The 14232-nt window shown below is 52.7% G+C and carries 15 protein-coding genes and 1 pseudogene; 7 read left to right on the plus strand and 9 right to left on the minus strand.

All coding sequences use genetic code 11. The annotated features are described in order from the left end of the window. The first annotated feature begins 114 nt into the window (after positions 1-114). Together FDX04_RS04300 and pyk are read left to right on the plus strand one after the other, a co-directional pair. On the plus strand, positions 115-984 hold the full coding sequence (locus tag FDX04_RS04300; protein WP_042308002.1) for a MurR/RpiR family transcriptional regulator: 870 nt from the start codon (positions 115-117) through the stop codon (positions 982-984). 118 nt (positions 985-1102) lie between these two features. Continuing rightward, positions 1103-2545: a pyruvate kinase gene (gene pyk / locus FDX04_RS04305; protein WP_042307816.1), complete on the plus strand. Its 1443-nt coding sequence runs from the start codon at positions 1103-1105 to the stop codon at positions 2543-2545. Positions 2546-2590: 45 nt separating this feature from the next. Here the strand turns inward: pyk and lpxM are convergent, their stop codons facing one another. The 3 genes from lpxM to znuA form a co-directional block, all read right to left on the minus strand. Beyond that, entirely contained in the window at positions 2591-3562 is a 972-nt protein-coding gene (gene lpxM / locus FDX04_RS04310; RefSeq protein ID WP_137348896.1) for a lauroyl-Kdo(2)-lipid IV(A) myristoyltransferase, read from the minus strand. A 119-nt stretch (positions 3563-3681) separates the two neighbouring features. Beyond that, the gene (mepM, locus tag FDX04_RS04315) at positions 3682-5001 is read right to left on the minus strand and encodes a murein DD-endopeptidase MepM (RefSeq protein WP_050764953.1); all 1320 of its coding nucleotides are present in this window, start codon (positions 4999-5001) and stop codon (positions 3682-3684) included. A 15-nt stretch (positions 5002-5016) separates the two neighbouring features. Then, positions 5017-5961, minus strand: coding sequence for a zinc ABC transporter substrate-binding protein ZnuA (znuA, locus tag FDX04_RS04320; protein ID WP_042307999.1), 945 nt, complete (start codon positions 5959-5961; stop codon positions 5017-5019). Between the two features lie 78 nt (positions 5962-6039). Here znuA and znuC point away from each other — a divergent pair, with 78 nt between their 5' ends. Further along, positions 6040-6795 (plus strand): zinc ABC transporter ATP-binding protein ZnuC, encoded by a 756-nt coding sequence (znuC, locus tag FDX04_RS04325; RefSeq protein WP_006684140.1) that lies wholly within the window; start codon positions 6040-6042, stop codon positions 6793-6795. After that, positions 6792-7577, plus strand: coding sequence for a zinc ABC transporter permease subunit ZnuB (gene znuB, locus FDX04_RS04330; protein ID WP_137370482.1), 786 nt, complete (start codon positions 6792-6794; stop codon positions 7575-7577). Before znuC ends, znuB begins: the two co-directional genes overlap by 4 nt. Before the next feature lie 78 nt (positions 7578-7655). On the opposite strand, the gene ruvB is transcribed toward znuB, so the two are convergent. From ruvB to aspS, 6 genes are all read right to left on the minus strand, one after another. Then, positions 7656-8666: a Holliday junction branch migration DNA helicase RuvB gene (gene ruvB, locus FDX04_RS04335; RefSeq protein ID WP_005120696.1), complete on the minus strand. Its 1011-nt coding sequence runs from the start codon at positions 8664-8666 to the stop codon at positions 7656-7658. 8 nt (positions 8667-8674) lie between these two features. Further along, on the minus strand, positions 8675-9286 hold the full coding sequence (gene ruvA, locus FDX04_RS04340) for a Holliday junction branch migration protein RuvA (protein WP_137370483.1): 612 nt from the start codon (positions 9284-9286) through the stop codon (positions 8675-8677). Positions 9287-9366: 80 nt separating this feature from the next. Next, positions 9367-9888, minus strand: coding sequence for a crossover junction endodeoxyribonuclease RuvC (ruvC, locus tag FDX04_RS04345; protein WP_003034867.1), 522 nt, complete (start codon positions 9886-9888; stop codon positions 9367-9369). 34 nt (positions 9889-9922) lie between these two features. Beyond that, positions 9923-10666, minus strand: coding sequence for a YebC/PmpR family DNA-binding transcriptional regulator (locus tag FDX04_RS04350; protein ID WP_006684137.1), 744 nt, complete (start codon positions 10664-10666; stop codon positions 9923-9925). Positions 10667-10694: 28 nt separating this feature from the next. Next, on the minus strand, positions 10695-11138 hold the full coding sequence (gene nudB / locus FDX04_RS04355) for a dihydroneopterin triphosphate diphosphatase (RefSeq protein WP_042307807.1): 444 nt from the start codon (positions 11136-11138) through the stop codon (positions 10695-10697). Position 11139: 1 nt separating this feature from the next. Further along, positions 11140-12912: an aspartate--tRNA ligase gene (aspS, locus tag FDX04_RS04360; protein WP_061381103.1), complete on the minus strand. Its 1773-nt coding sequence runs from the start codon at positions 12910-12912 to the stop codon at positions 11140-11142. A gap of 266 nt (positions 12913-13178) precedes the next feature. On the opposite strand from aspS, the gene FDX04_RS04370 reads away from it, so the two are divergent. From FDX04_RS04370 to FDX04_RS04380, 3 genes and pseudogenes are all read left to right on the plus strand, one after another. After that, positions 13179-13745, plus strand: a complete 567-nt coding sequence (locus FDX04_RS04370) for a hydrolase (RefSeq protein WP_137370485.1) — start codon at positions 13179-13181, stop codon at positions 13743-13745. Continuing rightward, positions 13742-13837 (plus strand): annotated as a pseudogene (locus FDX04_RS24385) (hypothetical protein); the annotation flags it as partial. The gene FDX04_RS04370 and the pseudogene FDX04_RS24385, both read left to right, overlap by 4 nt. A 261-nt stretch (positions 13838-14098) precedes the next feature. Further along, positions 14099-14232 (plus strand): DinI-like family protein (locus FDX04_RS04380; RefSeq protein WP_137370486.1); only part of this gene is annotated, 134 nt, incomplete at its 3' end.

Here is a 14232-nt window from a genome sequence, read left to right on the forward strand (position 1 = left end):
GTCCATTTTGCCCCGTTCCTTCCTTAGCAGGGGTAATATCTAACAAATGTATCTCCCGATTTCCCCGTATCGCTGAAATCGCTTTTTCCCATGAGCCATGAGTCGACCTACATCATGAATATGCTGGAAAAAATCCAGTTAAAACTGGAACATTTGAGCAAGTCAGAACGTAAAGTCGCTGACATTATTCTTGCCTCACCCGACCGGGCAATCCATTCAAGCATCGCCGCGCTTGCGCTGGAAGCCAATGTTAGCGAGCCGACGGTTAACCGATTCTGTCGCAGTATGGATACGCGCGGCTTTCCTGATTTTAAACTGCATCTGGCGCAAAGTCTGGCAAATGGCACCCCATATGTTAATCGTAATGTGGATGAGGATGACAGCGTAGAATCATACACGGGAAAAATCTTCGAGTCGGCGATGGCAAGTCTTGACCACGTACGCCAGTCTCTGGATAACACCGCGGTAAACAGGGCGGTGGATTTGTTAACCCAGGCAAAGAAAATTGCCTTTTTTGGCCTTGGGTCTTCCGCCGCAGTAGCGCACGACGCGATGAACAAATTTTTTCGTTTTAACGTACCGGTGATCTATTCCGACGATATTGTACTGCAACGCATGAGTTGCATGAATTGTAGCGACGACGACGTTATTGTGTTGATTTCGCATACCGGAAGAACCAAGAGTCTGGTTGAACTGGCGCAGTTGGCGAGGGAAAACGACGCGATGGTTATCGCCTTGACCTCTCCCGGTACGCCGCTGGCGCGTGAAGCAACGCTGGCCATTACCCTCGACGTACCGGAAGATACTGACATTTATATGCCCATGGTCTCTCGACTTGCTCAACTGACCGTGATAGATGTGCTGGCTACAGGGTTTACTTTGCGCCGCGGGGCAAAATTTAGAGATAACTTGAAGCGTGTCAAGGAAGCACTCAAGGAATCGCGTTTTGATAAAGAATTACTCATCAAGAGTGATGATCGCTAAAAGCAATAACAATGTTCTACCCTTTTATCATCCGGGTCGTTCATTTACCGTCAATGTTTGAGAACGGCCGGATTAATGTTCACGCAACACCTAGTTGTTTCAGTCAACGGAGTATTACATGTCCAGAAGGCTTCGCAGAACCAAAATCGTTACCACGTTAGGCCCGGCAACTGATCGCGATAACAACCTCGAAAAAATTATCGCTGCGGGTGCGAACGTCGTACGTATGAACTTTTCGCACGGCTCTCCAGAAGATCACAAAATGCGGGCGGATAAGGTCCGTGAAATTGCCGCAAAACTGGGACGTCATGTAGCTATTTTGGGTGACCTGCAGGGACCTAAAATCCGCGTATCAACCTTTAAAGAAGGTAAAGTTTTTCTTAATGTTGGCGACAAGTTCCTGTTAGACGCCAACCTCGGCAAAGGCGAAGGCGACAAAGAAAAAGTCGGGATCGATTATAAAGGTCTGCCTGCTGACGTTGTGCCAGGCGATATCCTGCTACTTGACGACGGTCGCGTACAGCTTAAGGTGCTGGAAGTTCAGGGTATGAAAGTCTTCACCGAAGTCACCGTCGGTGGCCCGCTGTCCAACAATAAAGGCATCAACAAACTGGGCGGCGGTCTTTCTGCTGAAGCCCTGACCGAAAAAGATAAAGCTGACATCGTCACTGCAGCGCAAATCAGCGTTGACTACCTGGCAGTCTCCTTCCCTCGCTGCGGCGAAGATCTGAACTATGCCCGCCGTCTGGCGCGCGACGCTGGCTGCGACGCGAAAATCGTCGCCAAGGTAGAACGTGCGGAAGCTGTCTGCGACCAGAATGCGATGGATGACATCATCCTGGCCTCTGACGTGGTGATGGTGGCGCGTGGCGACCTGGGCGTTGAAATCGGCGATCCTGAGCTGGTAGGTATTCAAAAAGCGTTGATTCGTCGCGCGCGTCAGCTGAACCGTGCGGTCATTACCGCCACACAGATGATGGAGTCGATGATTACCAACCCAATGCCGACCCGTGCGGAAGTGATGGACGTGGCTAACGCCGTTCTGGACGGTACCGATGCCGTTATGCTTTCTGCAGAAACGGCAGCAGGCCAGTACCCGGCAGAAACCGTCGCGGCAATGGCTCGCGTATGCCTGGGTGCCGAGAAGATCCCGAGCATCAATGTCTCCAAACACCGTCTTGACGTGCAGTTTGACAACGTCGAAGAAGCAATTGCTATGTCAGCGATGTATGCCGCTAACCACCTGAAAGGGGTAACCGCTATCATCGCGATGACTGAGTCTGGTCGTACCGCGCTGATGACCTCTCGTATCAGTTCTGGTCTGCCGATTTTCGCGATGTCTCGTCATGAACGTACGCTGAATCTGACCTCTCTGTATCGCGGTGTCACCCCGGTTCACTTTGACAGCGAAACTGATGGCGTGGTTGCCGCCAATCAAGCGGTGAACCTGCTGCGCGATAAAGGTTATCTGGTCTCCGGTGATCTGGTGATTGTGACCCAGGGCGATGTCATGAGCACCATTGGCTCCACTAACACTACGCGTATTCTGACTGTCGAATAATGCCAGCGTTTGATGTAAAAAAGCCTCTCGTTTGAGAGGCTTTTTTTATTTCTTCGGATAGAGATCTTTGCGTTTATATGGCTCAATTTCACCGGGTTTACGCGTCTTAAGCAGCTTTAAAATCCAGGTGTATTGCTCAAGGTGTGGCGCAACAAAAATTTCCACCTCTTCGTTCATTCGTCTGGCAATGGTGTGATCATCCGCAGTCAGAATGTCATCCATCGGAGGACGTACCTGGATCGTCAGGCGGTGCGTTTTACCATCATATACCGGGAACAGAGGCACCACGCGCGCATGGCACACCTTCATCAGACGGCCAATCGCCGGTAACGTTGCTTTATAGGTAGCAAAAAAGTCCACAAACTCGCTGTGTTCAGGACCATGGTCCTGATCCGGCAGATAGTATCCCCAATATCCCTGACGTACAGACTGAATAAATGGTTTGATACCGTCGTTACGCGCATGCAGGCGACCACCGAAACGACGGCGCACTGTGTTCCATACGTAATCGAATACCGGGTTTCCCTGGTTGTGGAACATCGCCGCCATTTTCTGCCCCTGAGAGGCCATCAACATCGCCGGGATGTCCACTCCCCAGCCATGAGGAACGAGAAAAATCACCTTTTCATCGTTGCGACGCATCTCTTCGATGATATCCAGTCCTTGCCAGTCGACCCGACTCTGAATTTTCTCCGGGCCGCGTATCGCCAGTTCCGCCATCATGACCATCGCCTGAGGCGCGGTCGCGAACATTTCATCGACAATAGCATCGCGCTCGGCTTCACTACGCTCAGGAAAGCAGAGAGACAAATTGATTAATGCTCTGCGACGTGAGCTTTTTCCCAGTCTTCCGGCGAGCCGTCCGAGCTTCGCCAGAACAGGATCGCGGAATGATGCTGGCGTTAACGCAATCCCGGCTATCGCCGCCACGCCAAGCCAGGCGCCCCAGTAGCGCGGATGGCGAAATGATTTGTGAAACTCAGGGATATACTCAATATTCTTTTTTTTCGTTTCCATGCTCTTCCAGTGTCTGGTATCGCGAAAAGTAAATCTGCTGATAGTGTAGCGGCGCACCGTGCGCCGTACAAAATAAAAAAGCCGGCACGCATCGCGTACCGGCTCTGTCAGTGTGCTAATTAATCGAAACGCAGCTGAGGAACAACTTCTTTCACCTGTGCCAGGTAATCAGTGCGATCTGAGCCGGTCAACCCTTCTGTACGCGGCAGTTTCGCCGTCAGTGGGTTAACAGCCTGCTGGTTGATCCACACTTCGTAATGCAGGTGCGGACCCGTTGAGCGTCCGGTATTGCCTGACAGCGCGATACGGTCGCCACGTTTCACTTTTTGTCCTGGCTTAACCAACAGCTTACGCAAGTGCATATAACGTGTGGTGTAGGTGCGACCATGACGTACCGCAACATAATAGCCAGCGGCGCCGCTGCGCTTCGCGACAACAACTTCACCATCACCTACCGACAGCACTGGCGTGCCCTGCGGCATCGCAAAGTCGACACCTTTATGCGGTGCCACGCGTCCCGTTACCGGGTTCAGGCGACGCGGGTTAAAGTTCGAGGAGATGCGGAACTGTTTCGCCGTTGGGAAACGCATAAAGCCTTTCGCCAGTCCGGTACCATTACGGTCATAGAACTTACCGTCTTCAGCACGGATGGCGTAATAATCTTTGCCTTCAGAACGCAAACGCACACCCAACAGCTGGCTTTGCTCACGTTTGCCGTCGAGCATTTCGCGAGACATCAGCACCGAGAACTCATCGCCTTTTTTCAGTTTGCGGAAATCCATCTGCCACTGCATGGCCTTGATCACCGCACTGATTTCCGAGCTGGTCAGCCCGGCATCTTTAGCACTGGCGACGAAGCTCCCACCGACTGTGCCTTTGATACGGCTGTTAACCCAGTCGCCCTGCTGCATTTCGCTACTCATTTTGAAACCCGTCGCGGTGCGATCGTAAGTACGGGTTTCGCGACGAGAGACTTCCCAGGTCAGGCGTTGCAGGTCACCTTCCGCACTTAGCGTCCAGGAAAGTTGCTGACCAATTTTCAGGTTACGCAACTCTTTATCGGAAGCAGCAAGCTGGCTGATGTCACCCATATCGATGCCGTACTGATTCAGAATACTGCTCAGCGTATCGCCCGTAGAGACGACATACTCATGCACACCGGCCTCACCAGACGTTTTGTCATCCAGTTCATCCTGGGGGATAGCTTCATCTTCCTGAGCGGCCTGATCGATAGGTTCGCTGGCCTCAGGCAACAGTGAACGAATCTCGCTTTTTTCCAGCTCGATAGTTTTGACGATGGGTGCAGAATCGGGGTGGTAAACATAGGGCCGCCACACAGCGACGGCCAATGTCAGTACAGTAAGCGACCCCAGCATAACGCGATGGGGTCGAGGCAGATTATTAAATGCCAGAGCGACAGAGCGGGCTATCTGTTGCACGTATTCACTTCCTCATTAATCTCCTTTCAGGCAGCTCGCATACTGGTTGGCTAATTGGTTCAAAAACGCTGAATAGCTTGTTTTACCCAGTTTGATATTCGTTCCGAGCGGGTCCAACGTTCCCATTCGAACGGTTGTTCCTCTCGCGACGGCTTCAACGACCGCTGGCCTGAACTGTGGCTCAGCAAAAACGCAGGTTGCTTTTTGCTCAACCAACTGTGTTCTTATTTCATGTAAACGCTGCGCACCAGGTTGAATCTCAGGGTTCACGGTAAAGTGACCAAGCGGCGTTAGTCCGTAGTGTTTCTCGTAGTAGCCATAGGCGTCATGAAAAACGAAATAACCTTTACCCTTGAGCGGCGCGAGCTCGTTACCTACCTGCTTATCGGTTGCGGCTAATTGTGCCTCAAAATCCTTCAGGTTGGCGTCAAGTTTGGCTCGACTTTGCGGCATAAGTTCCACTAATTTTTCATGGATTGCAACCGCTGAGGCCCGCGCTATCTCTGGGGAGAGCCAAAGATGCATGTTGTAATCGCCATGATGGTGATGCTCGTCACTTTTTTCACCACCAGCATCATTGTGTCCATGATCGTCATCGTCGTCGTCAGCACCTTTCATGAGTAACGGTTTCACGTCATTAAGCTGCGCAATCGTTACCTGTTTCGCGTTAGGAATATTCTTGACTGACTTTTCCATAAACGCTTCCATCTCAGGTCCAATCCACACGACTAAGTCCGCGCCCTGTAAGCGTTTTACGTCTGAAGGACGGAGTGAGTAATCGTGTTCGGAAGCCCCGTCAGGCAGCAGAACCTGGGTATCAGTTACCCCATCAGCAATGGCTGAAGCAATAAATCCCAGCGGCTTAAGAGACGCCACGACAGCGGCATTTGCCACCTGTGTTGCACTACCCCAAAGAGCAGCGGATAATGCTGCGAAAAGAAGCGTATTTTTATGTAACATAATGCGACCAATCATCGTAATGAATGTAAGAAATGTGATATTATAACATTCTATAACTTCTGCAAGACTAAAATTGATATGACGACTTTGGTTTCACTGGAAAATGTCTCGGTCTCTTATGGTCAACGCCGCGTCCTTTCTGACGTATCGCTTGAACTTCGACCCGGTAAAATTTTGACGCTTCTCGGCCCGAATGGCGCCGGCAAGTCTACGCTGGTGCGCGTTGTTTTAGGGCTGGTAGCGGCTGATGAGGGAGTTATCAAGCGTAATGGTCAATTGCGGATTGGCTATGTGCCGCAAAAGCTATACCTCGATACCACGCTTCCGCTGACGGTAAGTCGTTTTCTGCGCTTACGTCCAGGCACCAAAAAAGAGGATATCCTTCCGGCGCTGAAGCGCGTTCAGGCCGGGCATCTGATGAATGCACCAATGCAAAAACTCTCTGGCGGGGAAACGCAACGCGTCCTGTTGGCCCGTGCTTTATTGAATAAGCCTCAACTACTGGTCCTTGATGAGCCAACTCAGGGTGTGGATGTCAATGGTCAGGTCGCACTGTACGATCTTATCGACCAGTTACGACGCGAACTGGATTGCGCTGTACTGATGGTTTCCCATGACCTGCATCTGGTGATGGCTAAAACCGATGAAGTGCTGTGCCTCAACCATCATATTTGCTGTTCCGGCGCGCCGGAAGTGGTTTCCATGCACCCGGAATTCATCTCAATGTTCGGGCAACGCGGCGCCGAACAACTCGGAATTTACCGTCATAATCATAATCATCGCCACGATTTACAGGGTCGTATCGTCTTACGCCGGGGAAATGGTCACTCATGATTGAATTGTTATTACCCGGTTGGTTAGCTGGGATCATGCTGGCCTGTGCCGCTGGCCCACTCGGCTCGTTCGTCGTCTGGCGTCGCATGTCTTATTTTGGTGATACGCTGGCCCACGCCTCACTGCTGGGTGTCGCTTTTGGTCTGCTGTTGAATGTAAATCCTTTCTATGCCGTCATTGCCGTGACCCTGCTGCTGGCGGCCGGTCTGGTATGGCTGGAGAAGCGCCCTCACCTCGCGATCGATACCTTGCTCGGTATTATGGCGCACAGCGCGTTGTCATTGGGGCTGGTTGTCGTCAGCTTGATGTCAAACATCCGCGTGGATCTGATGGCCTACCTGTTTGGTGATTTACTCGCCGTGACGCCAGAAGATCTCATCTCCATCGCTATTGGCGTGGTTATGGTTCTGGCGATTCTGTTCTGGCAGTGGCGCAACCTGCTGTCAATGACCATCAGTCCGGACCTGGCCTTTGTTGATGGCGTGAAGCTGCAACGCGTTAAGCTGCTGCTGATGCTGGTTACAGCTTTAACTATCGGTGTGGCGATGAAGTTTGTCGGGGCGCTGATTATCACCTCGCTGCTGATCATCCCTGCGGCAACCGCCCGTCGTTTCGCCCGTACGCCGGAACAGATGGCCGGCGTCGCCGTTGGTGTGGGTATGATAGCGGTTACAGGGGGACTGACCTTTTCAGCCTTTTATGATACCCCAGCAGGGCCATCCGTTGTGCTGTGCGCCGCGCTGCTGTTTATCTTCAGTATGATGAAAAAGCAGGCAAGCTAAACGTGTGTTGCCCGGTGGCATTGCGCTTACCGGGCCTACAAAATCGCCCAGGCCTGATGAATGTAGCGACTTCAGGCGTTAAGGCATCTCTGGCGGCGTGATCCCGAAATGGTTCCAGGCGCGCACCGTTGCCATTCTTCCGCGCGGCGTACGCTGCAGAAAACCTTGCTGAATCAGATACGGCTCCAGCACATCCTCAATGGTTTCACGTTCTTCCCCGATTGCCGCTGCCAGGTTATCCAGGCCGACCGGTCCACCGAAGAATTTATCGATCACCGCCAGCAGCAGCTTGCGGTCCATATAATCGAAGCCTTCCGCGTCGACGTTGAGCATATCCAGCGCCTGAGCGGCGATATCCGCCGAAATGGTGCCGTCATGCTTCACCTCGGCAAAATCACGTACCCGGCGTAATAAACGGTTGGCGATACGCGGCGTACCGCGGGCGCGACGCGCCACTTCCAACGCCCCTTCATCGCTCATTTCAAGTCCCATGAAGCGGGCGCTACGTCCGACAATGTGCTGCAGATCGGCAACCTGATAGAACTCCAGTCGCTGCACAATACCAAAGCGATCACGCAGCGGGGACGTTAACGACCCGGCGCGCGTCGTCGCTCCAATCAGGGTAAACGGTGGCAGATCGATCTTAATTGAACGTGCAGCAGGCCCTTCGCCAATCATGATATCCAGCTGATAATCTTCCATCGCCGGATACAGCACCTCTTCCACCACCGGTGACAGGCGATGGATCTCATCGATAAACAGCACATCGTGGGGTTCAAGGTTAGTGAGCATAGCCGCCAGATCGCCCGCTTTCTCCAGTACCGGTCCGGATGTGGTACGCAGGTTGACGCCCATTTCATTGGCAACAATATTGGCAAGCGTGGTTTTACCGAGGCCAGGAGGGCCGAAAATCAGCAGGTGATCGAGGGCATCACCACGCAGCTTAGCCGCCTGGATAAAAATCTCCATTTGCGAGCGTACCTGAGGCTGGCCAATATACTCTTCCAGCAATTTAGGGCGGATCGCACGATCCACCAGGTCTTCAGGTGTCGTGCTGACAGCCGAAATCAGGCGATCTGCTTCAATCATCCTTTACCTCACAATGCCGCGCGAAGCGCTTCACGAATCAGGGTTTCACTGCTGGCATCAGGGCGGGCAATTTTGCTCACCATGCGGCTGGCTTCCTGTGGTTTATAGCCTAACGCCACCAACGCAGCAACCGCTTCCTGCTCGGCGTCCTCCGTTGCCGGACTTGCCGGAGAGGCCAGGACCAGATCTGCCGCCGGGGTGAAGAGATCGCCATGCAGACCTTTAAAGCGGTCCTTCATTTCAACAATCAAACGTTCGGCAGTTTTCTTTCCAATACCAGGTAGCTTCACCAGCGCGCCAAGCTCTTCACGTTCAACGGCATTCACGAACTGCTGGGCAGACATACCGGAAAGGATCGCCAGTGCCAGCTTCGGGCCTACGCCGTTGGTTTTAATTAACTCTTTAAATAGCGTGCGTTCTTGCTTGTTGTTGAAGCCATACAGCAACTGCGCGTCTTCACGAACTACAAAATGGGTGAAGATAATCGCTTCCTGTCCGGCTTCCGGCAGCTCGTAAAAACAGGTCATGGGCATATGCACTTCATAGCCGACGCCGCCGGTTTCCAGAAGGACCAGCGGGGGTTGTTTTTCAAGAATGATGCCTCTGAGTCTGCCTATCACGTGACGCTCCTGCGTTAAGGGCTAAAAGGTAATGCGCTATCATAAAAAAAGGCTGGATAGATATCCAGCCTCATTTGTCACTAACGTAACCGACCTCGCGCCAGATTCAGCCTCGACTCGCTCATTTGCATGGCATTCTGACTGACATGGCAGTGGGTAATGGCAATCGCCAACGCATCCGCGGCGTCCGCCTGCGGGTTGGCGGGCAGCTTCAGCAGCGTACGCACCATGTGCTGTACCTGGCTTTTTTCCGCACTACCGATACCAACCACGGTCTGTTTTACCTGGCGGGCTGCGTATTCAAAGACCGGAAGATCCTGATTGGTCGCCGCAACGATTGCCACACCGCGCGCCTGCCCCAGCTTTAGCGCCGAGTCGGCATTCTTCGCCATAAAAACCTGCTCAATGGCAAAATAGTCCGGCTGGAACTGGGTGATGATCTCCGTCACGCCCGCATAAATTAGCTTCAAACGTGACGGAAGATCGTCGACTTTGGTGCGAATACAGCCGCTGCCGAGGTAGGTCAGTTGCCTGCCGACCTGACGGATTACGCCATAACCGGTAATGCGTGACCCCGGGTCAATGCCGAGAATAATAGACATCACGCATCTCCTGTTACTTTATGGCTTAACCACATCATTCTAAGGTCGCAGCGACCTCATCGGAGATTTCACCGTTGTGGTAAACTTCCTGTACGTCGTCGCAGTCTTCCAGCATATCGATCAGACGCATCAGTTTCGGTGCCGTTTCAGCATCCATGTCCGCTTTAGTGGATGGGATCATCGTCACTTCAGCGCTGTCTGCTTTCAGGCCAGCCGCTTCCAGCGCGTCACGCACTTTGCCCATCTCTTCCCAGGCAGTGTAAACATCAATCGCGCCATCATCATAGGTCACTACATCTTCAGCACCGGCTTCCAGCGCTGCTTCCATGATGGTGTCTTCATCGCCTTTCTCAAAAGAGATCACGCCTTTTTTGCTGAACAGGTAAGCCACGGAGCCGTCGGTGCCCAGATTACCGCCGGTTTTGCTGAACGCATGACGCACTTCAGCCACGGTACGGTTACGGTTGTCAGACAGGCATTCAATCATCACGGCGGTGCCGCCAGGACCGTAACCTTCATAGATGATGGTTTCCATGTTCGAGTCTTCATCACCGCCCACGCCACGCGCGATGGCACGGTTCAGGGTGTCACGGGTCATGTTGTTGGACAGCGCTTTATCCACCGCCGCGCGCAGACGCGGGTTAGCATCCGGATCGCCACCGCCCAGTTTAGCCGCCGTTACCAGCTCGCGAATGATTTTGGTAAAAATTTTACCGCGTTTAGCATCCTGAGCGGCTTTACGATGTCTGGTGTTGGCCCATTTACTATGACCTGCCATAAATAATATCTCCAAAAAGCGCGCCTTCTCAGGCGACGTTAATCACAAATTCTTCAATCGCCTGCCGATTACTCCACGACTTGGTTAACTGGGCGGCTTCAACCGCATTAACCCAACGATAGGTCAGATGTTCGGTGAACACGATCTCTCGTTCTGAGGGAAGAGCCAGGCAAAACCAGGATTCAGTATTACGCTCAATTCCCGGCGCATAGCGATGACGTAAATGGCGAAAAATCTCAAACTCCACCGTGCGCTGACAGTCAATTAAGGTCAGTTGCTCAGTCGCAACATCAATGGCGACCTCTTCCTTTACTTCGCGCATGGCGGCCTGCGACGCGGTTTCACCCTCTTCCAGGCTGCCGGTGACCGACTGCCAGAAGTCAGGATCGTCGCGTCGCTGTAACATCAGCACTCTCCCGGTGTCCTTTGCATAAATCACGACCAACACCGAGACAGGCTGTTTGTACTTCATATCAGTTATTCTCGGCCTTCTTCACAACCTGAATGCTCAGTTCCGCCAGCGCAGCTTCATTGGCGAAGCTTGGCGCTTCAGTCATCAGACACGCGGCTGCCGTCGTTTTCGGGAAGGCAATAACGTCGCGAATGTTATCCGTACCCGTCAGCAACATGGTCAGACGATCCAGACCAAACGCCAGGCCCGCATGCGGCGGTGTACCATATTTTAGCGCATCCAGCAGGAAGCCGAATTTCTCGCGTTGCTCTTGCTCGTTAATGCCCAGAATACCGAATACGGTCTGCTGCATATCACCGTTGTGAATACGGACGGAACCACCACCTACTTCATAGCCGTTGATAACCATATCGTAGGCGTTGGCAACCGCATCTTCCGGCGCAGCTTTCAGCTCAGCAGCGGTCATGTCTTTCGGCGAGGTGAACGGGTGGTGCATCGCGGTCAGACCGCCTTCACCATCATCTTCAAACATCGGGAAGTCGATGACCCACAGCGGCGCCCATTTCGACTCGTCGGTAATGTTCAAATCTTTGCCCAGTTTCAGACGCAGCGCGCCCATCGCGTCGGCAACCACTTTCTTGTTGTCGGCACCGAAGAAAATCATGTCGCCGTCTTGCGCACCGGTACGCGCCAGAATCGCTTCCACGATTTCTGCGTTCAGGAACTTAGCCACCGGGCTGGTGATACCTTCCAGACCTTTCGCGCGCTCGGTGACTTTGATGTAAGCCAGGCCTTTCGCGCCGTAGATCTTAATAAAGTTACCGTAATCATCGATCTGCTTACGACTTAAGCTCGCACCGCCCGGTACGCGCAGGGCTGCAACACGGCCTTTCGGATCGTTCGCCGGACCAGAGAACACCGCGAACTCAACGTCTTTTACCAGATCGGCGACGTCAACCAGCTCCATTGGGTTACGCAGGTCTGGTTTATCGGAGCCGTAACGGCGCTCAGCCTCGGCAAAGGTCATGATCGGGAAATCACCGAGATCCACACCTTTCACTTCCAGCCACAGATTACGCACTAACGCTTCCATCACTTCTCGCACCTGCGGCGCAGTCATGAAGGATGTCTCCACATCGATCTGGGTAAATTCAGGCTGACGGTCAGCACGTAAGTCTTCATCGCGGAAGCATTTTACGATCTGATAGTAGCGGTCAAAGCCAGACATCATCAGCAGCTGTTTGAACAGCTGAGGAGATTGCGGCAGCGCGTAAAACTTGCCTTTATGAACGCGGGAAGGCACCAGATAGTCGCGCGCACCTTCCGGCGTCGCTTTGGTCAACATCGGGGTTTCGATGTCGAGGAAGCCGTGATCGTCCATAAAACGACGAACCAGGCTGGTAATTTTGGCGCGTGTTTTCAGGCGCTGCGCCATTTCAGGACGACGCAGATCCAGATAACGATACTTCAGACGCGCTTCTTCGGTATTGACGTGGTTAGAGTCCAGCGGCAGTGAGTCTGAGCGGTTGATGATGGTCAGATCGGACGCCAGTACTTCTATTTCGCCAGTCGCCATATCGGCATTGACGTTTTTCGCATCACGCGCACGCACGGTGCCCGTAACCTGGATGCAGAACTCATTACGCAGTTCGGAGGCCAGCTTTAACGCGTCCGCACGGTCCGGATCGAAAAATACCTGCACGATACCTTCGCGGTCGCGCATATCGATAAAGATCAGGCTACCAAGATCACGACGACGGTTGACCCAACCACACAGAGTCACCTGCTGCCCCTCGTGGGACAGACGTAGCTGCCCGCAATATTCTGTACGCATGAGATATCCCTTAACTTTGCCGCAGGCGGATTGTCATCTGTCTCGCAGATGACGAAGTCGCAGCTTTAGCTGAATGTCACAACTGAATGAAAAAAGGCGGCTATTATACTGGAAATTCTGCCGCACGATAAGTCCGGTACTGACTGTACGCCTGTTTCCTCGACGGGCATTGCGTAATCTCACAAAAAATAACAAAAATTGTCGCCCCTTTCACACTGATTCGCGATTAAGGTGTAACGGAATTCTTATTTTTTACTGGAGTGACCATGCTGGAACTGAACGCAACAACAACCGCCCTCGTCGTTATTGACTTACAGGAAGGGATCCTGCCTTTCGCTGGCGGACCACATACGGCACACGATGTGGTTGCCCGCGCCGCACGGTTGGCGGAAAAATTTCGTACTAAGGGTTCTCCAGTAGTGATGGTGCGCGTTGGCTGGTCTGACGATTACGCCGAAGCGCTGAAACAACCGGTTGATGCCCAGGCCCCGGCCAAAGCGTTACCCGACAACTGGTGGGATTATCCACAAGCTTTGGGCAAATGCGCCAGCGATGTGGAAGTCACCAAGCGTCAGTGGGGAGCGTTCTACGGTACCGATCTCGAGCTACAGTTGCGCCGCCGGGGTATCAATACCATCGTTCTGTGTGGCATCTCCACGAATATTGGCGTGGAATCCACCGCACGAAACGCATGGGAGCTAGGTTTTAATCTGATCGTTGCGGAAGATGCCTGTAGCGCCGCCAGTGCTGATCAGCATCAGGGCAGCATGACACACATTTTCCCACGTATTGCGCGCGTTCGCAGTGTGGACGAGATCCTGCAAGCGTTATGATCTATATCGGCTTACCCCAGTGGTCGCACCCGAAATGGGTGCGACTTGGGATCACCAGCCTGGAAGAGTATGCCCGCCACTTTAACTGCGTGACGCGGTAATTTTTAAAATCACTAAAGAACGCCCAAGAGCATGTGTTTTCTTTAGGTTAATCAGTGCATTATAAGACGCCTCCATATGAAATTCGGTTAAGTTCATATGAGTTAAAATGTCCCAACCATGCCCCAAAACTGGCATTTATGCCCCATACATGCCCCAAAAACCTTCCTTAAAAAGCTACGTGCCCAACCGTTGACGCTGTATAAATAAACAGTATAAATTGCGTGCAAAATCATTGTTGCTTTGGAGGCGGTATGTTCGTTGAGTTGGTGTACGACAAACGGAATGTTGAAGGATTAACAGGTGCCAGAGAAATAATTCTGAATGAGTTAACAAAGCGAGTGCACCGGATCTTTCCGGATGCAGAAGTGAAGGTTAAGCCGATGCA

This window comes from Citrobacter sp. wls615 (assembly GCF_005281355.1).
Lineage (GTDB): Bacteria > Pseudomonadota > Gammaproteobacteria > Enterobacterales > Enterobacteriaceae > Citrobacter > Citrobacter werkmanii.

Bases quoted from the DNA above. Each gene is read 5' to 3' on its own strand.
- znuB (WP_137370482.1), top strand. From the start codon at position 6,792: ATGATTGAATTGTTATTACCCGGTTGGTTAGCTGGGATCATGCTGGCC.
- nudB (WP_042307807.1), bottom strand. From the start codon at position 11,138: ATGAAGTACAAACAGCCTGTCTCGGTGTTGGTCGTGATTTATGCAAAG.
- znuC (WP_006684140.1), top strand. From the start codon at position 6,040: ATGACGACTTTGGTTTCACTGGAAAATGTCTCGGTCTCTTATGGTCAA.
- aspS (WP_061381103.1), bottom strand. From the start codon at position 12,912: ATGCGTACAGAATATTGCGGGCAGCTACGTCTGTCCCACGAGGGGCAG.
- ruvB (WP_005120696.1), bottom strand. From the start codon at position 8,666: ATGATTGAAGCAGATCGCCTGATTTCGGCTGTCAGCACGACACCTGAA.
- FDX04_RS04370 (WP_137370485.1), top strand. From the start codon at position 13,179: ATGCTGGAACTGAACGCAACAACAACCGCCCTCGTCGTTATTGACTTA.
- znuA (WP_042307999.1), bottom strand. From the start codon at position 5,961: ATGTTACATAAAAATACGCTTCTTTTCGCAGCATTATCCGCTGCTCTT.
- FDX04_RS04300 (WP_042308002.1), top strand. From the start codon at position 115: ATGAATATGCTGGAAAAAATCCAGTTAAAACTGGAACATTTGAGCAAG.
- ruvC (WP_003034867.1), bottom strand. From the start codon at position 9,888: ATGTCTATTATTCTCGGCATTGACCCGGGGTCACGCATTACCGGTTAT.
- FDX04_RS04350 (WP_006684137.1), bottom strand. From the start codon at position 10,666: ATGGCAGGTCATAGTAAATGGGCCAACACCAGACATCGTAAAGCCGCT.
- pyk (WP_042307816.1), top strand. From the start codon at position 1,103: ATGTCCAGAAGGCTTCGCAGAACCAAAATCGTTACCACGTTAGGCCCG.
- lpxM (WP_137348896.1), bottom strand. From the start codon at position 3,562: ATGGAAACGAAAAAAAAGAATATTGAGTATATCCCTGAGTTTCACAAA.